Origin of the sequence: Micromonospora sp. NPDC050200 (assembly GCF_040656135.1) — a bacterium.
GTDB lineage: Bacteria > Actinomycetota > Actinomycetes > Mycobacteriales > Micromonosporaceae > Micromonospora.
In genome coordinates this window covers 121,648-142,173 of the sequence record NZ_JBFALG010000011.1, presented here as the reverse complement: position 1 = coordinate 142,173, position 20,526 = coordinate 121,648, and the positions used below count along the sequence as shown (strand labels likewise).

General features: G+C 72.9%; 16 protein-coding genes. 5 read left to right on the top strand and 11 right to left on the bottom strand.

What is annotated here, in order from left to right; genetic code table 11:
- The first annotated feature begins 55 nt into the window (after positions 1-55).
- The 4 genes from AB0I41_RS10615 to pgl all read left to right on the top strand — a co-directional run bounded on the left by AB0I41_RS10615 (position 56) and on the right by pgl (position 5,233).
- Complete coding sequence (locus AB0I41_RS10615; RefSeq protein WP_357104609.1) at positions 56-1,705, top strand: glucose-6-phosphate isomerase; 1,650 nt, start codon at positions 56-58, stop codon at positions 1,703-1,705.
- Between the two features lie 2 nt (positions 1,706-1,707).
- On the top strand, positions 1,708-3,258 hold the full coding sequence (gene zwf, locus AB0I41_RS10610; protein WP_357104606.1) for a glucose-6-phosphate dehydrogenase: 1,551 nt from the start codon (positions 1,708-1,710) through the stop codon (positions 3,256-3,258).
- Between the two features lie 61 nt (positions 3,259-3,319).
- Positions 3,320-4,336, top strand: coding sequence for a glucose-6-phosphate dehydrogenase assembly protein OpcA (locus AB0I41_RS10605; RefSeq protein WP_357104592.1), 1,017 nt, complete (start codon positions 3,320-3,322; stop codon positions 4,334-4,336).
- Between the two features lie 126 nt (positions 4,337-4,462).
- Complete coding sequence (pgl, locus tag AB0I41_RS10600; protein WP_357104589.1) at positions 4,463-5,233, top strand: 6-phosphogluconolactonase; 771 nt, start codon at positions 4,463-4,465, stop codon at positions 5,231-5,233.
- Positions 5,234-5,285: 52 nt separating this feature from the next.
- Here pgl and AB0I41_RS10595 read toward each other — a convergent pair whose 3' ends face one another.
- From AB0I41_RS10595 to rapZ, 8 genes are all read right to left on the bottom strand, one after another.
- Positions 5,286-5,630 carry an RNA polymerase-binding protein RbpA gene (locus tag AB0I41_RS10595; protein ID WP_357104586.1) on the bottom strand — a complete coding sequence of 115 codons (345 nt, stop codon included), beginning with the start codon at positions 5,628-5,630 and terminating at the stop codon, positions 5,286-5,288.
- 129 nt (positions 5,631-5,759) lie between these two features.
- Positions 5,760-6,020 carry a preprotein translocase subunit SecG gene (gene secG, locus AB0I41_RS10590; RefSeq protein WP_357104583.1) on the bottom strand — a complete coding sequence of 87 codons (261 nt, stop codon included), beginning with the start codon at positions 6,018-6,020 and terminating at the stop codon, positions 5,760-5,762.
- Between the two features lie 95 nt (positions 6,021-6,115).
- A complete protein-coding gene (tpiA, locus tag AB0I41_RS10585; protein ID WP_357104580.1) occupies positions 6,116-6,907 on the bottom strand; it encodes a triose-phosphate isomerase in 792 nt (263 codons plus the stop codon).
- The gene (locus AB0I41_RS10580) at positions 6,907-8,163 is read right to left on the bottom strand and encodes a phosphoglycerate kinase (protein ID WP_357104578.1); all 1,257 of its coding nucleotides are present in this window, start codon (positions 8,161-8,163) and stop codon (positions 6,907-6,909) included. The genes tpiA and AB0I41_RS10580 overlap by 1 nt, the downstream gene beginning before the upstream one ends.
- On the bottom strand, positions 8,160-9,164 hold the full coding sequence (gene gap, locus AB0I41_RS10575; protein ID WP_357104575.1) for a type I glyceraldehyde-3-phosphate dehydrogenase: 1,005 nt from the start codon (positions 9,162-9,164) through the stop codon (positions 8,160-8,162). Before gap ends, AB0I41_RS10580 begins: the two co-directional genes overlap by 4 nt.
- A 265-nt stretch (positions 9,165-9,429) precedes the next feature.
- Positions 9,430-10,410 (bottom strand): DNA-binding protein WhiA, encoded by a 981-nt coding sequence (gene whiA / locus AB0I41_RS10570; protein ID WP_088999356.1) that lies wholly within the window; start codon positions 10,408-10,410, stop codon positions 9,430-9,432.
- A 54-nt stretch (positions 10,411-10,464) separates the two neighbouring features.
- Complete coding sequence (gene yvcK, locus AB0I41_RS10565; protein ID WP_357104572.1) at positions 10,465-11,427, bottom strand: uridine diphosphate-N-acetylglucosamine-binding protein YvcK; 963 nt, start codon at positions 11,425-11,427, stop codon at positions 10,465-10,467.
- Positions 11,424-12,335, bottom strand: coding sequence for an RNase adapter RapZ (gene rapZ / locus AB0I41_RS10560; RefSeq protein ID WP_357104603.1), 912 nt, complete (start codon positions 12,333-12,335; stop codon positions 11,424-11,426). Before rapZ ends, yvcK begins: the two co-directional genes overlap by 4 nt.
- Before the next feature lie 227 nt (positions 12,336-12,562).
- Between rapZ and recQ the strand changes: the two genes are divergently transcribed.
- Complete coding sequence (gene recQ / locus AB0I41_RS10555) at positions 12,563-14,407, top strand: DNA helicase RecQ (RefSeq protein ID WP_357104568.1); 1,845 nt, start codon at positions 12,563-12,565, stop codon at positions 14,405-14,407.
- 271 nt (positions 14,408-14,678) lie between these two features.
- On the opposite strand, the gene uvrC is transcribed toward recQ, so the two are convergent.
- The 3 genes from uvrC to uvrA form a co-directional block, all read right to left on the bottom strand.
- Entirely contained in the window at positions 14,679-16,622 is a 1,944-nt protein-coding gene (uvrC, locus tag AB0I41_RS10550) for an excinuclease ABC subunit UvrC (RefSeq protein WP_357104565.1), read from the bottom strand.
- Positions 16,623-16,762: 140 nt separating this feature from the next.
- The gene (locus tag AB0I41_RS10545) at positions 16,763-17,245 is read right to left on the bottom strand and encodes a Rieske (2Fe-2S) protein (RefSeq protein ID WP_357104562.1); all 483 of its coding nucleotides are present in this window, start codon (positions 17,243-17,245) and stop codon (positions 16,763-16,765) included.
- Between the two features lie 160 nt (positions 17,246-17,405).
- The gene (gene uvrA / locus AB0I41_RS10540) at positions 17,406-20,348 is read right to left on the bottom strand and encodes an excinuclease ABC subunit UvrA (RefSeq protein WP_357104559.1); all 2,943 of its coding nucleotides are present in this window, start codon (positions 20,346-20,348) and stop codon (positions 17,406-17,408) included.
- Between the last annotated feature and the right edge of the window lie 178 nt (positions 20,349-20,526).

Genomic DNA, 20,526 nt, shown 5'->3' with positions numbered 1-20,526 from the left:
GCCGCGGGGCCCCGCCCCGCGGCGCTCCACGCCGCCGCCCGACCCGGGTGGCGACATGGGTGACCTGCTGGCCGGCCCGGCGGACGCGTCCGCCGGGCTGGCCGTGTACGGCGCGGACGCGGTCGACCGGTCCGCGCCCGCGTCGGTGCGGGACGCGCTCGTCGGCCGGGACGTCCCGGCGCGGCTGGCCGCCGCGGACCCCGGACTCTGGGGGCCCGGCGTCGAGGAGGAGGCGAAGACCCGCCTCGGCTGGCTGGACACCCACCTCCGCAGCCGGGAGCTGCTCCCCCAGCTCGCCGAGCTGGCGGCGGAGCTGGCCGACCTGGACCACGTGGTGCTCGCCGGGATGGGCGGGTCCTCGCTTGCCGCCGAGACCATCACGCGCACCCTGGGTCGGCCGCTGACCGTGCTCGACACCACCGACCCGGGGCGGGTCCGGGCGGCGCTGGCCGACCGGCTGGAGCGCACGGTGGTCGTGGTGGCCAGCAAGTCCGGCACGACGGTGGAGACCGACAGCCACCGCCGGGCGTACTGGCAGGCCTTCCTGGACGCCGGGATGACCGAGGCCGAGGCGGCCCGGCACTTCGTGGTGGTGACCGACCCGGGCTCTCCGCTGGAGGCCACCGCCGACGAGATGGGCGTGGTGGTGCTGCCGGCCGACCCCGGGGTGGGCGGGCGGTACTCGGCGCTGACCGCGTTCGGCCTGGTCCCCGCCGCGCTGGCCGGGGTGGAGGTCACCGAGCTGCTGGACGACGCCGAGGCGTTGTCGGCCGCGCTGGGCCGGGACCGGGACAACCCGGGCCTGGCGCTCGGGGCGGCGCTGGGCGCGGCGGCCACCACCGGCCGGGACAAGGTCGCCCTGGTCCCGGACGGCACCGGCCTGGACGGCCTGGGCGACTGGGTCGAGCAACTGCTCGCCGAGTCGACCGGCAAGGCCGGGCTCGGGATCCTGCCGGTGGTGGTCGAGTCACCCCGGGCGCCCGGGGCCACCGGGCCGGACGTGCTGACCGTCAGCCACGGCGGCGCGCTGGCCGCGGGGGACGTCCCCGGCGGCGGCTGCGACCCCGACCTGGCGGTGAACGGCCCACTCGGCGCCCAGTTCCTGACCTGGGAGTACGCGACCACGGTCGCGGCGGTGGTGCTCGGCGTCGACCCGTTCGACCAGCCGGACGTCGCCGCGAGCAAGGACCACACCCGGCGGATCCTGGCCTCCGGGCCGCCGGCGCAGTCGCCCTCGTCCACCGAGGGCGCCATCGAGGTGTACGCCCCACCGGGCGCCCCCGCCGACCTCGCCGGCGCGCTGCGCCACCTGGTCGACGGAGTGGGCGACGCGGGCTACCTCGCCGTGACCGCGTACCTGGATCGGGTCGCCGACGCGGACGCGGCGCGGCTGCGACCGCTGCTCGCCGAGGCCGCCGGCCGACCGGTCACCTTCGGGTGGGGGCCCCGGTACCTGCACTCCACCGGGCAGTACCACAAGGGCGGACCGCCGGTCGGCAGCTGTCTTCAGCTCACCGGCGCGGTGGACGTTGATCTGCCGGTGCCGGGTCGGCCGTACTCCTTCGGGGAGCTGCAGGCGGCGCAGGCCGCCGGCGACCGGCAGGCGCTGGCCGACCGGGGCCGACCCGTGCTGCGGCTGCACCTGACCGACAGGTCGGCGGGCTTGGCCCAGCTGCTGGATGCGATCGGACGATGGCGGGCGTGACGATGGACGACATGGACCAGACGGAGCGAGGAGGCGGCGTGAACCCGCTGCGCGACGTGCAGGACCGGCGACTGCCCCGGATCCCGGAGCCCTGCGCTCTGGTGATCTTCGGGGTGACCGGTGACCTGGCGCGCAAGAAGCTGCTGCCAGCGGTCTACGACCTGGCCAACCGGGGGCTGCTGCCGCCCGGATTCATGGTGCTGGGCTTCGCCCGGCGCGACTGGGGCGACGGCGACTTCGAGTCGCTCGCCTACGAGGCGGCCAAGAAGCACGCCCGGACACCGTGGCGCGAGGAGGTCTGGTCGCGGCTCGCCGGCAACATCAAGTTCGTCGGCGGCTCGTTCGACGACGACGCCGCCTTCGACCACCTGGCCACCACCCTGGACGAGCTGCGCGACACCCACGGCATCCACGGCAACGCCGCGTTCTACTTCTCCATCCCCCCGGCCGCCTTCCCGGTGGTGCTCAAGCAGCTGGCCCGCACCGGGTTGGCCGACAACGCCAAGTCCGGCGGGTGGCGCCGGGTGGTGGTGGAGAAGCCGTTCGGGCACGACCTGCCGTCGGCCAAGTCGCTCAACGACCTGGTCGACGACGTCTTCACCAGTCAGGACGTCTTCCGGATCGACCACTACCTGGGCAAGGAGACCGTCCAGAACATCCTCGCCCTGCGGTTCGCCAACAACCTGTTCGAGCCGTTGTGGAACTCCAAGTACGTCGACTCGGTGCAGATCACCATGGCCGAGGACGTCGGCATCGGCACCCGGGCCGCCTTCTACGACTCCGTCGGCACCGCCCGCGACGTGCTCCAGAACCACCTGCTTCAGCTCCTCGCCCTGGTGGCGATGGAGGAGCCGACCAGCTTCGACGCCGACGAGATCCGGACCGAGAAGCTCAAGGTGCTCAAGGCGATCACCCTGCCGAAGGACATCGCGCGGGACACCGTGCGCGGCCAGTACCTGCCCGGCTGGGTGGGCGGCGAGCGGGCGGTCGGCTACCTGGAGGAGAAGGGGGTCCCACCGGACTCCACCACCGAGACGTACGTCGCCGTGGAGCTGGGCATCCAGAACCGCCGCTGGGCGGGGGTGCCGTTCTACATCCGGGCCGGCAAGCGGCTGCCCCGCCGGGTCACCGAGGTGGCGGTCATGTTCAAGAAGGCGCCGCACCTGCCGTTCAACCCGGCCGACATGGAGTCGCTCGGCCCCAACCAGCTGGTCATCCGGGTGCAGCCGGACGAGGGCGTGGTGCTGAAGTTCGGCTCCAAGGTGCCGGGCACCACCATGGAGGTCCGCGACATCGCGATGGACTTCCAGTACGGCGAGGCGTTCACCGAGTCCAGCCCCGAGGCGTACGAGCGGCTGGTGCTGGACGTGCTCATCGGCGACCGGACGCTCTTCCCGGACGCCGCCGAGGTGGAGCAGAGCTGGCAGGTGGTGGACCCGCTGGAGCACGCCTGGACGGGCACGAAGCCGGAGCCGTACCGGGCCGGCGAGTGGGGGCCCCGGGCGGCCGACGAGATGCTGGCGCGCGAGGGCCGCGCCTGGCGGCGGGCATGAGCGGGCGCATCAGCGGGCACAGCGGCGTGCGCGGGCACAGCGAGCGGACCGGGAGGCTCCAGTGATCGGCCTGTGGGACACCACCGGTAACGAGGTGGTCAAGGCACTCGCCGCCGAGCGGCGCAGCGCGGGCGGGGTGGCCAGCGGCATGGCGCTGACCCTGATCGTGGTGGTGGACGAGAAGCGGGTCCGCGAGGCGGAGGCGGCGGCGACCATAGCCGCTGCCGCCCATCCGTGCCGGCTGCTGGTGGTCGTCCGCACCGACCTGGAACGGGAACGCAACCGGCTCGACGCGGAGATCGTCGTCGGCGGGCGGCTCGGCCCGTGCGAGGCGGTGGTGACCCGGATGTACGGGCGGCTGGCCCTGCACGCGGAGTCCGTGGTGATGCCGCTGCTGGTGCCGGACGTCCCGGTGGTGACCTGGTGGCACGGTGAGCCGCCGGCCGAGGTCGCCACCGACTTCCTCGGCGTGGTCGCCGACCGGCGGATCACCGACGCCGCGCAGGCGGCCGACCCGATCGAGGCGCTGCGCCAGCGGGCCCGGGACTACGCCTCGGGCGACACCGACCTGGCGTGGACCCGGATCACCCCGTGGCGGACCCTGGTCGCCGGGGCGTTCGACACCATCGAGGCCCGGGTCACCGAGGCGACGGTGGTGGCGCCGCGCACCGACCCGACCGCGGCGCTGATGCGCGGCTGGCTGGCCGCCCGGCTCGGCATCGAGCCGGTGTGGACGCACACCGACGAGTACCCGCGCATGCGTGAGGTGCAGCTGCGCTGCGCCAACGGCGACGAGTTGACGCTCACCCGCGACGACAGCGTGGCGGCGTTCCGGCGGACCGGTCAGGCGGACCGGACACTGCCGCTGGTGCGCCGCCCGCTCGGCGACGAGCTGGCCGAGGAACTGCGCCGGCTCGACGCCGACCAGGTGTACGCCGAGGCGCTGGGTGCGGCGGCCGGCATCTCCGGCCTGGACCAGCGGCCCGCCGGGCGGGTGCACGTCTGGAAGGACCCGGCCACCGCGCAGCGGGCCGAGGCCGGGGTCACCGCCCACGCCGGCACCAGCGCGACCCCCTGACCGCTTCCCCGGCCGGGCCGGCACGGCTCGCCCGGGGGCGCGGGAGGGCGCGACGGACGGGCCGACCGGCCCCCGGGCACGACGAACACGGACCGCGTGAGAGCGGTCGGGAGACGAATGCACAACATGGGTGAGGCGAGTGTCGCCGTACACGCCGACGCCGATCTGCTGGCGCAGGCGGTGGCGGCCCGGCTGGTGGTGAAGCTGCTCGACGCGCAGGCGGACCGGGGCCAGGCCTCGGTGGTGCTGACCGGCGGGCGGATCGCCGCGGCGGTGTACCGGGCGGTGGCCGCGCTGCCGGCCCGGGACGCGGTCGACTGGTCCCGGGTCGACGTCTGGTGGGGCGACGAGCGTTTCCTGCCCGCCGGCGACCCGGAGCGCAACGAGACGCAGGCCCGGGCGGCACTGCTGGACGCGGTACCGCTGGACCCGGCGCGGGTGCACCCCATGCCGGCCTCCGACGGCCCGCTGGGCGCCGACCCGGAGGCCGCGGCCGCCGCGTACGCCGAGGAACTGGCCCGGGCCGCCCGGCCCGGCCACGCCGCGCTCCCCCACCTCGACGTGCTGATGCTCGGCGTCGGCGAGGACGGGCACGTGGCGTCGGTCTTCCCCGAGCACCCGGTGCACTACGACAAACGGCCGGTGAGCGCGGTGCGGGGCAGCCCGAAGCCGCCGCCGCTGCGGACCACGCTCACCCTGCCGGCGATCAACACCGCCGAGGAGGTCTGGCTGGTGGCCAGCGGCGCCGACAAGGCCCGGGCGGTCGGCATGGCGCTGGCCGGGGCGGGCCCGGTGCAACTGCCGGCGGCGGGCGTGCAGGGCGTCGCGCGTACCCTCTGGCTGCTGGACCGGTCGGCGGCGGCCGACGTGCCGCCCCGGCTGCGCAGCCTGCGCTGAGCGACGACGGTGAGGAGCCCCGGCCCCCGGTGGGGGTCGGGGCTCCGGCGCGTCACTCCCGGCCGCGGCGGCGGCGCAGCGCGGCGAGGGCCTCGGCCAGGATGGCCTCCCCCTCCTCCGCGCTGCGTCGCTCCTTCACGTACGCCAGGTGGGTCTTGTATGGCTCGGGACGGGCCCGCCCGGGCGGGTTCTCGGCGTCCCGGCCGGCGGGCAGCCCACAGCGGGGGCAGTCCCAGAGCGGGGGCGCCTCGGCGTCCACCGCCATCCTGATCTCGGTGGCGTGTCCGTTGCGGCACCAGTAGCTCACCGCCCGGCGGGGTGCGGGCTCGTAGCGCTCGGCGGGGCGTTCCGGGGCGGACCCGATCCGTGAGCCACGGATGACGTTGCCACTGGGCACGGCTGCTCGCTCCTGTCGTCGGAGGGGACCGCCGGCCGGGAGGGCGGGCGGCGGCGACGCGGGGCACAACGAACTGCGCGCGGTCCGTGACGGACCGCGCGCAGATTGTACGCCGAGACTCCGACGGACTCAGGCCCCGCTGCTGAGCTGCAGCTTGAGCCAGAGGCCGAGCCCCACGATGCAGGCGAACCAGACGATGCTCACCAGGACGGTGTAGCGGTCCAGGTTCTTCTCGGCGACGGACGAGCCGGCCAGGCTGGAGCTGACGCCGCCGCCGAACATGCTCGACAGTCCGCCGCCCTTACCGCGGTGCAGCAGGATCAGCAGGGTGAGCAGGATGCTCGTGATGACCAGCAACACGATCAACGTGTATGCGAACCAGATCGGCATGGCTGGGGTCAGTCCTCTCGTTACGATCCTCGCCCGGACAGATCGGGCACGGTGGCACCGACCGGTGGACGGGCGGAGTCAAGGATAGCGAGCGATCAGCGGGCGGTGTGCTCCGGGAACCGGCAGATCTTCGCGAACTCCTCGGCGTCCAGGCTGGCGCCGCCGATCAAGGCCCCGTCCACGTCCGGCTGGGTCATGATCGAGGCCACGTTCGAGGACTTGACCGACCCGCCGTAGAGGATCCGGACCTGGTCCGCCGTGCCCTGGTCGAAGGTCTCGACCAGCCGCTTGCGTACCTCGCCGCAGACCTCCTGGGCGTCCTCCGGCGTCGCCGTCTTGCCGGTGCCGATCGCCCAGACCGGCTCGTACGCCACGACGACCTTGGCCACCTGCTCGGCGGTGAGCCCCTGCAGGGCGGCGTCGAGCTGGTCGCAGCAGTGCGGCACGTGCCGCAGCTGCTCCCGGATCTCCAGGCCCTCGCCGATGCAGAGGATCGGGGTGAGCCCGTTGGCCAGCGCCGCGGCCACCTTGGCGTTGACGATCGCGTCGTCCTCGTAGTGGTAGGCACGCCGCTCGGAGTGCCCGACCACCACGTAGGTGCAGCCCAGCTTGGCCAGCATCGGCCCGGCGACGTCCCCGGTGTAGGCGCCGGACTGGTACGGCGACAGGTCCTGCGCGCCGTAGCCGATCAGCAGCTTGTCGCCGTCCACCGCGGTCTGCACGGTACGCAGGTCGGTGAAGGGCGGCAGGACCACCGTCTCGACGTCGGTGAGCTGCTTCTCGGTCAGGCTCGCGGCCAGCTTCTGCACCAGCAGGTTGGCTTCGAGGTGGTTCAGGTTCATCTTCCAGTTGCCGGCCATCAACGGCCGGCGGGTGACGCTCGCCATCAGTTCTCCAGGGCAGCGATGCCGGGGAGGGTCTGACCCTCCAGGTATTCCAGGGAGGCGCCGCCACCGGTGGAGATGTGGCTGAAGGCGGACTCGTCCAGCCCGAGGGCACGGACGGCCGCCGCCGAGTCACCGCCACCGACCACGGTGAACGCGTCGGCCTTGGTGATCGCCTCGGCGACCCCGCGGGTGCCGTTGGCGAACGCCGCCATCTCGAACACGCCCATCGGGCCGTTCCAGAAGATCGTCTTCGCCTGGGACAGCGCGGCGGCGAAGCCGGCGACCGTCTCCGGGCCGATGTCCAGCCCGACCCGGTGGCTCGGGATACCGCCCACGGGCACGGTGTCGTGCGCGGCGTCCGGCGCGAACGCGTCCGCGGCCACCACGTCGACCGGGAGCATGATCTTGCCCCCGGAGCGTTCCAGCAGGTTGCCGCAGGTCTCGACCATCTCCTCCTCCAGCAGCGAGCTGCCCACCTCGTGGCCCTGCGCCTTGAGGAAGGTGAAGCACATCCCGCCGCCGATGAGCAGCCGGTCGACCTTCGGCAGCAGCGCCTCGATGACCGCCAGCTTGTCGGAGACCTTGGACCCGCCGAGCACCACCACGTACGGGCGCTCCGGGTCGCTGGTCAGCTTGGACAGCACCTCCACCTCGCGCAGCACCAGCCGGCCGGCGACGTGCGGCAGCCGGGCCGGCACGTCGTACACGCTGGCGTGCTTGCGGTGCACCGCGCCGAACGCGTCGTCGACGTACGCCTCGCCGAAGGCGGCGAGCTGGTCGGCGAACGCGTCCCGCTCGGCGTCGTCCTTGCTGGTCTCACCGGCGTTGAAGCGCAGGTTCTCCAGCACGGCGACCTGGCCGTCGGCCAGCGCCTCCACGGTGGACCGGGCCGAGTCGCCCACGGTGTCGGACGCGAAGTGCACCGGCGCGCCGAGCAGCTCGCCGAGGCGACCGGCGACCGGGCGGAGGCTGAACTGCGGGTCCGGCGCGCCCTTCGGGCGACCCAGGTGCGAGCAGACGACCACCTTGGCGCCGGCGGAGACCAGCGCGCCCAGGGTCGGCAGAACGGCCCGGATCCGGCCGTCGTCCGCGATCCTCACTCGGTCCGGAGTGCCGCCTCGCGGCGCGGAGGCCGATTTATGATCGCCGATGTCCCCGGTCTGCTTGTCGAGCGGGACGTTCAGGTCGGCGCGCACCAGCACGCGCCGACCCGACACCCCCTCGGCGAGCAGGTCGTCGAGGTTGCGGATGCTCACAGCGAGGAACCCACCAGCTTGACCAGGTCGACGAGGCGGTTGGAGTAGCCCCACTCGTTGTCGTACCAGCCGACGACCTTGACCTGGTTGCCGACGACCTTGGTCAGCGGCGCGTCGAAGATGCAGGACGCCGGGTCGGTGACGATGTCCGAGGAGACGATCGGGTCCTCGTTGTAGACCAGGATGCCCTTGAGCGGGCCGTCGGCGGCGGCCTTCATCGCGGCGTTGACCTCGTCCACGCTGGTCTCCCGGCCGACGTTGACGGTCAGGTCGGTGGTGGAGCCGGTCGGGATCGGCACCCGCAGGGCGTAGCCGTCCAGCTTGCCCTTCAGCTCCGGCAGCACCAGTCCGATCGCCTTGGCGGCGCCGGTCGAGGTCGGGACGATGTTCAGCGCGGCGGCGCGGGCCCGGCGCAGGTCCTTGTGCGGCGCGTCCTGCAGGTTCTGGTCCTGGGTGTACGCGTGGATGGTCGTCATCAGACCCTGCTGGATGCCGAACGTGTCCTGCAGGACCTTCGCCATCGGGGCGAGGCAGTTGGTGGTGCAGGACGCGTTGGAGATGATGTTGTGCTTGGCCGGGTCGTACTGGTCGTGGTTGACGCCCATCACGACCGTGACGTCCTCGTTCTTCGCCGGGGCGGAGATGATGACCTTCTTGGCCCCACCGTCGATGTGCGCCTTCGCCTTGGTGGCGTCGGTGAAGAAGCCGGTGGACTCGACGACGACGTCCACGCCGACCTCGCTCCACGGCAGCTTCACCGGGTCCTTCTCCTCGAAGACCTTGATGGTCTTGCCACCCACGGTGATCTCGTCGGCGGTGGCCTTCACCTCGTACGGGAGGCGACCCAGGATGCTGTCGTACTTGAGCAGGTGGGCGAGCGTCGCGTTGTCGGTCAGGTCGTTGACCGCCACCACCTCGACGTCAGCGCCGGACGCCAGCACTGCCCGGAAGAAGTTACGGCCGATCCGGCCGAAGCCGTTGATGCCAACCCGGATGGTCACAGGTCCCATCTCCTCGCGTTCTGGTCCGCCGGCGTCAGACCCGGGCCGGCGGAGGTGTGTGCGCCGACCGTTGGAGCCGGCCGTTGACGGTTCATCTCGGCCACCCCGCCGCGGTCTTGAGAAGACCTGACCGCCCGAGGCGGTGAGCACGGCGAGGAGTGCCTGTGCCGGCCCCCTTGCCGTACGTAGCGACCTTATCCGAGCGTGCGGCGTCACGCTGCGGCGGGTCGTGATCCCGCTCGCACCGTCCCGCCCCACCGTCCTATCAGACCACGAGCATGTCGGGCGTGACGGCAGCTTCCGTATCCGGGATGCCCAGGTCGCGAGCCCGCTTGTCGGCCAGCGCCAGCAGCCGGCGGATCCGGCCGGCGATGGCGTCCTTGGTCAGCGGCGGGTCGGCCAGCGCGCCCAGCTCCTCCAGCGAGGCCTGCCGGTGCTCCAGCCGCAGCCGCCCGGCCGAGGTCAGGTGGTTGGGAGCGTCCTCGGCCAGGATCTCCAGCGCCCGGGTCACCCGGGCGGCGGCGGCCACCGCGGCGCGGGCCGAGCGGCGCAGGTTGGCGTCGTCGAAGTTGGCCAGCCGGTTGGCGGTGGCCCGGACCTCGCGGCGGACCCGGCGCTCCTCCCAGGCCAGCACGCTGGAGTGCGCGCCGATCCGGGTGAGCAGCGCGGCGATCGCGTCGCCGTCCTTGACCACCACCCGGTCCACCCCGCGCACCTCGCGGTTCTTGGCGGTGATGCCGATCCGGCGGGCCGCGCCGACCAGGGCCAGCGCGGACTCCGGCCCCGGGCAGGTGATCTCCAGCGCGCTGGAGCGGCCCGGCTCGGTCAGCGAGCCGTGCGCCATGAAGGCGCCCCGCCAGGCGGAGACCGCGCAGCACACGTTCGCCGCCACCACGTGCGGCGGCAGGCCGCGCACCGGGCGGCCGCGCACGTCGAGCAGGCCGGTCTGCCGGGCCAGGGCCTCGCCGTCCTTGACCACCCGGACGATGAAGTGGCTGCCCTTGCGCAACCCGCCGGAGGCCAGCACATGGATCTCGCTGGGGTAGCCGTACACCTCGGCGATCTCCCGGCGCAGCCGCCGGGCCACCGCCCCGGTGTCCAGCTCGGCCTCCACCACCACGCGACCGGAGACGATGTGCAGCCCGCCGGCGAAGCGCAGCAGCGCGGCCATCTCCGCCCGCCGGCAGCAGGGCTTGGGCACGTCGACCCGACTCAGCTCGTCCTTGACCGCGGCCGTCATCGCCATTCTGCGCCCCTCCACGGACCGGTACCGGCGTGTCGCCGGTGATTACGTACGTGCTTAACGATCGGCGCCCAGGACAGGCACCAACGCGGCGCCCAGGGCTGCCGGATCATGACGGGGAGAGCCGTCGATGACGGCGACGGGGGCGAGGACCAGCCGGGCACCCAGCGATTCTGCCGCACGTCCGGCCGGTTCGGGGTCACCCACCGCCTTGGAGTCGGCCAGCACGAAGTCCACCGTGAGCTGCGGAAGGTACGAGCGCAGGGCGGCCAGGTGGTCGGCGACGGAGAGACCGAGGGTCTCCTTTTCGGCCGCCAGGTTGAGGGTGACCAGCCGTCGGGCCGGGCTCGCCACGATCGCGGCGGCCAGGCCCGGCACCAGCAGGTGCGGCAGCACGCTGGTGTACCAGCTGCCCGGCCCGAAGATCAGCCAGTCGGCCTCGCCCACCGCGGCGACCGCCTCCGCGCAGGCGGCCGGGGCGGTCGGGGTGAGCCGCAGCGACTCCACCCGGCCGGTGGTCACCGCGACCTGGTGCTGGCCGCGCACCGTGCGGACCTCGTCGGGGTGCCGCGGGTCGGCGCCGCGCACCCGCGCCTCGATGCCCACCGGCTGGCGGGACATCGGCAGCACCCGGCCCACCGCGCCGAGCATCGCCCCGGCGTGTTCCAACGCGGCCACCGGATCGCCGAGCTGCTCCATCAGGCCGCAGAGCACCAGGTTGCCCACCGCGTGCCCGGCCAGCCCGTCGCCGGAGTCGCCGGCGAACCGGTGCTGGAAGAGCCCGGCGCTGCGGCGGGTGGCCGGGTGGTCGCCGGCCAGCGCGACGAGGGCCTGCCGCAGGTCGCCCGGGGGCAGCCCGCCACGCTCGGCGCGCAACCGGCCGCTGGAGCCGCCGTCGTCGCCGACGGTGACCACCGCCGTGATGTCCAGGTCGAGGTCGCCGACGCAGTGCCGCAGCGCGCGCAGCGAGACGGAGAGCCCGTGCCCCCCGCCGAAGGCGACCACCTTCGTCGCCGTCATTCCCGCCCCAGGTCCCGGTGCTGGGCGTTGGCGGCCAGGCCCGACTGGCGCAGCCGGCCGGCCAGTTCCTCGGCGATGGCCACGCTGCGGTGCTTGCCGCCGGTGCAGCCGACCGCCACGGTCAGGTAGCGCTTGCCCTCCCGCTCGAAACCGGTGGTGGTGGCGTTGACCAGGTCGGCGTACGCGGCGACGAAGCCGTCCGCGCCCTCCTGGCCCAGCACGTACGCGCTGACCGCCTCCTCCCGCCCGGTGTGCTCGCGCAGCTCCGGCACCCAGTACGGGTTGGGCAGGAACCGGGCGTCGAGCACGAAGTCGGCGTCCGGCGGCAGGCCGTACTTGAAGCCGAAGGAGAGCACGGTGACCCGCAGCCGGCGGGCGTCCTCGCCGCCGAAGAGCTCCTCGATGCGGCGCCGCAGCTGGTTGACGTTCAGGTGGCTGGTGTCGATGATCACGTCGGCCTGGTCGCGGGCCTCCTCCAGCAGGCCGCGCTCCACGGCGATGCCGTCGGCCAGCCGCCCCTCGCCCTGCAGCGGGTGCGAGCGCCGGACGCTCTCGAACCGGCGGATCAGCACCTCGTCGTCGGCGTCGACGAAGACCACCCGGGGCGAGAAGCCACGGTCCTTGAGTTCGCGGATCGCCCCGGCGAGGTCGGTGGAGAAGGCGCGCGAGCGCACGTCCAGCACCATCGCGGTACGCCGGGCCGCGCCGCCGGCCTTGACCGCCAGCTCGGCCATGTCCAGCATCAGCGCCTGGGGCAGGTTGTCCACCACGTAGTAGCCGACGTTCTCCAGCGCCCGGGCGACCGTGCTGCGACCGCCCCCGGACAGCCCGGTGACCACCACCAGCGTGGTCTCCGCCTCCGCCGTCGCCGCGCCGCCGTCCGGGGTGTACCCGTCGGCTGTCCGCACCTCGCTCACCCGCTACCCCCCAGCCGTGCCGCGTCCGGTTCGTCCCGGACCCGCATGGTCGATCAGCGACTCTATCCCGCCGGGCGGCGTCGATCGGTTCCCGCCCGTCCGACCGGTGTCGGTGTCGACACACCCGGCCTGGAAGGAAAACCGGCCCCGGCCGACCCGGTATTCCCGCCCCGGGCCGGCGGCGACCGGTTGTCGGCGCGGGCTCGTAGACTCCGCGAATGACCTCCCCCACCGACCTGCGCACCGAGGACGCGCTGCGGGTGCTCCGCCGGGTCTTCGGCTACGACGCCTTCCGCGGCTTCCAGCGGGAGGTCATCGACCACGTGGTGGCCGGCGGCGACGCGCTGGTGCTGATGCCCACCGGCGGCGGCAAGTCGCTGTGCTACCAGATCCCCGCCCTGGTCCGCGACGGCGTGGCGGTGGTCGTCTCCCCGCTGATCGCGCTGATGCAGGACCAGGTCGACGCGCTGACCGCAGTCGGCGTCCGGGCCGGGTTCCTCAACTCGACGCAGGACCTCCAGGCCCGCCGCCAGGTCGAGAAGGCCTTCCTCGCGGGCGAGCTGGACCTGCTCTACCTCGCCCCGGAGGCGCTGGGCTCCCGGGCCACCCTCGGCCTGCTCGACCGGGGCCGGATCGCCCTGTTCGCCATCGACGAGGCGCACTGCGTCTCGCAGTGGGGGCACGACTTCCGCCCCGACTACCTCGCCCTGTCGATGCTGCACGAGCGGTGGCCCCAGGTGCCCCGGATCGCGCTCACCGCCACCGCGACCAGCGCCACCCGGGCCGAGATCGCCAGCCGGCTCAAGCTGACCGACGCGCGGCACTTCGTGGCCAGCTTCGACCGGCCCAACATCCAGTACCGCATCGTGCCCAAGAAGGAGCCGCGCCGGCAACTGCTCGCCCTGCTGCGCGACGAGCACCCCGGCGACGCGGGCATCGTCTACTGCCTGTCCCGGGCGTCGGTGGAGAAGACCGCCGAGTTCCTGGTCGCCAACGGGGTCGCCGCGCTGCCCTACCACGCGGGCCTGGACGCGGCCACCCGCGCGACCAACCAGCAGCGCTTCCTGCGCGAGGACGGCCTGGTGATGGTGGCGACCATCGCCTTCGGGATGGGCATCGACAAGCCGGACGTCCGGTTCGTCGCCCACCTCGACCTGCCGAAGTCGGTGGAGGGCTACTACCAGGAGACCGGGCGCGCCGGGCGGGACGGGCTGCCGTCGACCGCCTGGCTGGCGTACGGCCTGCAGGACGTGGTGCAGCAGCGCAAGATGATCGAGACGTCGGAGGGCGACCTCGCGCACCGGCGCAACCTCGCCACCCACCTCGACGCGATGCTGGCCCTCTGCGAGACGGTCCGCTGCCGCCGGGTGCAGCTGCTCGAATACTTCGGCCAGACCGGCACGGCCGGCTGCGGCAACTGCGACACCTGCCTCACCCCGCCCGAGACCTGGGACGGCACGGTGCCGGCGCAGAAGCTGCTCTCCACCGTCTTCCGGCTGGACCGGGAGCGCAACCAGCGCTTCGGCGCGGGGCACTGCGTCGACATCCTGCTCGGCCGGCAGACCGACAAGATCACCCAGTACGGCCACGAGTCGCTGAGCACCTTCGGCATCGGCACCGAGTTGCGGGAGGCCGAGTGGCGCGGGGTGGTCCGGCAACTGCTCGCCGAGGGGCTGCTCGCGGTCGAGGGCGACTACGGCACCCTGGCGCTGACCGAGGCCAGCGCGGAGGTGCTCGGCCGGCGTCGTACGGTCACCATGCGGCGGGAGCCGGAGAGGCCGGCGTCGACCCGGTCGGCGAAGCCGCGCGGCGCGGCGACGGTGGTCGCCGAGCTGGACGCGGCGGCGGGCGCGCTCTTCGAACGGCTGCGCGCCTGGCGGGCGGCGACCGCGAAGGAGCAGGGCGTGCCGGCGTACGTGATCTTCCACGACGCCACGCTGCGGCAGATCGCCACCGAGGCGCCCACCTCGCTGGCCGGGCTCTCCCAGGTCAGCGGCGTCGGCGAGAACAAGCTGGCCAGGTACGGCGAGCAGATCCTCGCCGTCCTCACCGACCGACCCTGACCTACCGCCCTCTCCGCAGCGGGCTCCCGGCGGTTCGGCCCCGGCCGGCTGGACGAATCAGGGCCAGCCCAGGGCGGGCGACACGGGCGAGGCGGACCGGTGCGGACATCAGGGCCGGTCGGCGGGCGAAACACCGCGGTGAGCGCGATACCTCAGCGGCATTTTGATACCTCTGAGGTATCACGCTCGTCAGGACGTGTGCCTCCCCGACGACACGCCGGCCACGCCGGCCCTGGCGTCGATCAAGGCTCACCCGCCGGCCGGTCGGCGGTCACTCGGTGGGCGCGGTCTTCGCCTCGCCGCCGTCGAGCGCGGCGAGAATGGCCTCCGCGGTCCGCTTCCCCACCCCGGGCACCTCGGTGATCTCCTCCACCGTCGCGGTGGAGAGCCGTTTGAGCGAACCGAAGTGCCGCAGCAGCGCCTTTCGGCGTACCTCGCCGAGGCCGGGGACGTTGTCCAGCGCGGACTCGGTCATCCGCTTGGAGCGGCGCTGGCGGTGGAAGGTGATGGCGAAGCGGTGCGCCTCGTCGCGGACCCGTTGCAGCAGGTAGAGCCCCTCGGAGGTGCGCGGGAGGATGACCGGGAACTCGTCGTCGGGCAGCCAGACCTCCTCCAGCCGCTTGGCCAGGCCGCACAGCGCGACGTCGTCGATGCCCAGCTCGGCGAGGGCCTGGGCGGCCGCCGCCACCTGCGGCGCGCCGCCGTCGACCACCACCAGCTGCGGCGGGTACGCGAACCGGCGCGGCCGGCCGGTGGTCGGGTCGATGCCGGGCCGGTCGGGGTCGGCGGCCATCTCCTCGCCGATCTCGCCACTCTCGGCACGGGCGTCGAGGTAGCGGGCGAAGCGGCGGCGCAGCACCTCGGACATCGCGGAGAGGTCGTCGGTGGCGCCCCGGACGATGAAGCGGCGGTATTCGCTCTTGCGAGGCAGCCCGTCCTCGAAGACGACCATGCTGGCCACCACGTCGGTGCCCTGGATCTGGGAGACGTCGAAGCATTCGATGCGCAGCGGGGACGTCCGCATGCCGAGCGCCTCGCTGATCTCGTCGAGCGCCCTGCCGCGGGTGGTGAGGTCGCCGGCGCGGCGCAGCTTGTGCCGGGCGAGCGCGTCCTTCGCGTTGCGCTCCACCGTCTCCAGCAGCGACCTCTTGTCACCGCGCTGCGGCACCCGCAGCGACACCCGGCTGCCCCGGTGGTGGGACAGCCAGTCGGCGAGCGCGTCGGCGTCGGCCGGCAGCTCGGGGACCAGCAGCTCGCGGGGCACGTCCGCCTCGCCCTGCTCGGCGCCGTAGACCTGGGTGCAGAAGTGGTGCACCAGGTCGCCGGTGCTCAGCTCCTCGGTCTTCTCCACCACCCAGCCGCGCTGGCCGCGCACCCGGCCGTCGCGGACGTGGAAGACCTGCACGGCGGCTTCCAGCGGGTCGTCGGCGAAGGCGACCACGTCGGCGTCGGTGCCGTCGCCGAGCACCACGGTCTGCTTCTCCATCGCCCGGCGCAGCGCGGCGACGTCGTCGCGGAGCCGGGCGGCCCGCTCGAACTCCAGTTGCTCGCTGGCCTCGGTCATCTCCCGTTCCAGCTTGCGCACCATGGTGTCGGTGCGGCCGGCCATGAAGTCGCAGAAGCCGTCGACGATGTCCCGGTGCTCGTCGGCGGAGACGCTGCCGACGCAGGGCGCGGAGCACTTGCCGATGTAGCCCAGCAGGCAGGGCCGGCCCACCTGGCCGGCCCGCTTGAACACCCCGGAGGAGCAGGTCCGCGCCGGGAAGACGCGCAGGAGCAGGTCCAGCGTCTCGCGGATCGCCCAGGCGTGCGAGTACGGCCCGAAGTAGCGCACCCCCTTGCGCTTGGCGCCGCGCATCACCTGCAGGCGCGGATACTCCTCGTCGAGGGTGACCGCGAGGTAGGGGTAGGACTTGTCGTCGCGGTAGCGGACGTTGAACCGGGGGTCGTACTGCTTGATCCAGGTGTACTCCTGCTGGAGCGCCTCGACCTCGGTGCCGACGGTGATCCAGTCCACCGACTCGGCGGTGGTGACCATCTGCCGGGTGCGCTCGTGCAGGTTCCAGATGTCGCCGAAGTAGGAGTTGAGCCGGCTGCGCAGGTTCTTCGCCTTGCCGACGTAGATCACCCGGCCGGTGCCGTCGCGAAACCGGTAGACCCCCGGCGACTCCGGGATGGTGCCGGGCGCGGGACGGTAGGTCGAGGGGTCAGCCACCCGTCAAGCCTAATCCGCACCCCCGACACGCTCCCCGCCCCGCGGGCCGCCACCCCGCTCCCCCGCCCCCAGCGGCGACCATGAGGTCGACGGCGACCTCATGGTCGCCGGAGTTTCCCGCGTCGGGGCGGGACGGCGGTTCAGGCCAGGCTGATCTGGTCGCCCTGGACCTTGAGCTGCTTCGGGGCGAGAGGTCTGGTCGCTGGGCCCTGCTTGACCGAGCCGTCGGTGATGGAGAACCTGCTGTTGTGGCAGGTGCAGTTGATGGTGCCGCCGTCGACGTTCGACACCGGGCAGCCCTGGTGGGTGCAGATCGGGTCGAAGCCCTTGAACTGGCCCGCCTCCGGCTGGGTGATCACCACACCCTCGGCAGCGAGGACCCGCCCTCCGCCGACCGGGATGTCGCTGGTCGTCGCCAGCGAGGACGCGCCGTGCCGGTCGCCGCCCCCCGCGTCGCCGGCGGTGGCGCCCGGTCCGCCGCTGGTCGGCGCGGCCCCCCCGTCCCCGGAGCCGCCGCCCCCGCAGGCGGTCAGGAGGACCGACGCCCCCACCGCGCCGGCGCCCGCGAGCAGGGCCCGCCGCGGCTGCGTACCGGGCCCGGTCAACACCTGGTCGTCACTCATCTCCGGCCTCTCTCTCGACTGCCGCCGCCGGTCGTCGACCTCGCGGCCTCACCCGGGGCACACGCAACACTGTGCCCGACGGTTCAACCCGGTCGCCCCCGGCTCGCCGGAGACACGAGACGGGCGGGCCGGTTTCCCGACCCGCCCGCCGTACCGTCGCTCAGCGCCCGGCCGGCACCTTGCGGGTACGCGACTTGGTGGCGCTGCCGTTTGCCCTGGCCGCCCGGGTGGTGGCCGCCTTGGCCCCCTTGGCCTCGCCGTCGAGCTTGAGCACCTGGCGCAGGAACTGGCCGGTGTGGCTCTCGGCCACCTCGGCGACCTCCTCCGGGGTGCCGGTGGCAAGCACCGTGCCGCCGCGGTGGCCACCCTCCGGACCCATGTCGATCAGCCAGTCGGCGGTCTTGATCACGTCGAGGTTGTGCTCGATGGTGATCACCGTGTTGCCCTTGTCGACCAGGCCTTCCAGCACCATCAGCAGCTTGCGGATGTCCTCGAAGTGCAGGCCGGTGGTCGGCTCGTCGAGCACGTAGACCGTCCGCCCGGTGGAGCGCTTCTGCAGCTCGGAGGCGAGCTTGACCCGCTGCGCCTCGCCGCCGGAGAGCGTCGGCGCGGGCTGGCCGAGCCGGACGTAACCCAGGCCGACGTCGACCAGCGTCTTGAGGTGCCGGTGGATGGCCGGAATGGCGGAGAAGAACTCGGCCGCCTCCTCGATCGGCATCTCCAGTACGTCGGAGACGGTCCTGCCCTTGTAGTGCACCTCCAGGGTCTCCCGGTTGTACCGGGCGCCCTTGCAGACCTCACAGGGGACGTAGACGTCCGGCAGGAAGTTCATCTCGATCTTGATGGTGCCGTCGCCGGAGCACGCCTCGCAGCGGCCGCCCTTGACGTTGAACGAGAACCGGCCGGGGCCGTACCCCCGGACCTTGGCCTCGGTGGTCTCGGCGAAGAGCTTGCGGACATGGTCCCAGACCCCGGTGTAGGTGGCCGGGTTGGAGCGGGGCGTCCGGCCGATCGGCGACTGGTCGACGCCGACGACCTTGTCCACGTGCTCCAGGCCGCCGACCCGGGTGTGCCGACCGGGCACCAGCCGGGCACCGTTGATCTGGTTGGCCAGCACCGCGTAGAGGATGTCGTTGACCAGCGTCGACTTGCCGGAGCCGCTGACCCCGGTGACCGCGATGAGCTGGCCGAGCGGGAAGGCGACGGTGAGGTTGCGCAGGTTGTGCTCCCGCGCCCCGTGCACCACCAGCTCCCGCTCCGGGGTCTGCGGGCGGCGCTGCCGGGGCGTCGGGATCGACCTGCGCCCCGACAGGTACGCGCCGGTCACCGACTCCGGGTTCTCCAGCAGCGCCGGCACCGAGCCGCTGTGCACGATCTCGCCGCCGTGCTCGCCGGCGCCCGGGCCGATGTCGACGATCCAGTCGGCGACCCGGATGGTGTCCTCGTCGTGCTCCACCACGATCAGCGTGTTGCCCAGGCCGCGCAGCCGCAGCAGGGTCTCGATCAGCCGGTGGTTGTCCCGCTGGTGCAGGCCGATGGACGGCTCGTCGAGCACGTAGAGCACGCCGACCAGACCGGAGCCGATCTGGGTGGCGAGCCGGATGCGCTGCGCCTCGCCGCCGGAGAGGGTGCCGGCCGGGCGGTCCAGGGAGAGGTAGTCCAGACCGACGTCGAGCAGGAACCTCAGCCGGGCGTTGATCTCCTTGAGCACCCGCTCGGCGATCATCTTCTGCCGGTCGGTGAGCTCGATGCCGGCGAGCAGCTCGGCCGCCTCCCCCACCGACAGGTTGCAGACCTCGGCGATGCTCCTGCCGGCCAGGGTGACCGCGAGCACCTCGGGCTTGAGCCGGGTGCCGCCGCAGGCCGCGCAGGGCACGTCCCGCATGTAGCCCTCGTACTTCTCCCGGGACCACTCCGACTCGGTGTCGGTGTGCCGGCGCTCGATCCACTGCACCACGCCCTCGAAGCCGGTGTAGTAGGAGCGCTCGCGGCCGTACTTGTTGCGGTAGCGCACGTGCACCTGGTCGTCGGAGCCGTGCAGGATCGTCTTCTGTGCCCGCGACGGCAGCGCCCGCCACGGCGTGTCGATGTCGAAGTGCTGGCTCTCGCCGAGCGCCTCCAGCAGCCGGAGGAAGTATTCCAGGTTGTGCCCGGTGGCCCAGGGCTGGATCGCGCCCTCGCGCAGGGTGCGCTCCGGGTCGGGGACCAGCAGCTCGGGGTCGACCTCCTTCTTGGTGCCCAGGCCGGTGCACTCCGGGCAGGCGCCGTACGGCGCGTTGAAGGAGAAGACCCGGGGCTCCAGGTCCTCGATCGCCAGCGGGTGGTCGTTGGGGCAGGCCAGGTGCTCGGAGTAGCGGCGCTCGCGGTCGGGATCGTCCTCGGCCAGGTCGACGAAGTCGAGCAGCACCAGGCCACCGGAGAGGCCCAGGGCGGCCTCGACCGAGTCGGTCAGTCGCTGCTTGGCGCTCGGCTTGACGCTGAGCCGGTCGATCACCACCTCGATGGTGTGCTTCTCCTGCTTCTTGAGCTTGGGCGGCTCGGTCAGCGGGTGCACCACGCCGTCGACCCGGGCCCGGGCGTAGCCCTTGGCCTGGAGTTCGGCGAAGAGGTCGACGTACTCGCCCTTGCGGCCGCGCACCACCGGGGCGAGCACCATGAACCGGGTGCCCTCGGCCATGGTGAGGACCCGGTCGACGATCTGCTGGGGGCTCTGCCGGGAGATCCGCTCGCCGCAGACCGGGCAGTGCGGCTCGCCGATGCGGGCGAACAGCAGCCGGAGGTAGTCGTAGACCTCGGTGATGGTGCCGACGGTGGAGCGGGGGTTGCGCGAGGTGGACTTCTGGTCGATGGAGACCGCGGGGCTCAGGCCCTCGATGAAGTCGACGTCGGGCTTGTCCATCTGGCCGAGGAACTGCCGGGCGTACGACGACAGCGACTCGACGTACCGGCGCTGGCCCTCGGCGAAGATGGTGTCGAAGGCCAGGCTCGACTTGCCGGAGCCGGAGAGCCCGGTGAAGACGATCAGGGCGTCCCGGGGCAGGTCGAGACTGACGTCACGCAGATTGTGCTCGCGCGCGCCACGGATGATCAGTCGGTCGGCCACGGTGCGGGTACTCCCGGGGTGAAGAAAGTGGGGCGGATCTGTCCGCCCGGAGCGTGGTCTGAGCGGTTTGCGGGCGCAGAAATGACGCCTCGGCAACTCTAACCCCGAGGTACGACAACTTCCCGCGCCCGCACGTTCCCCCAGCTCACGCCGGTCACGCCGGGTCAGCCGCCCCCGA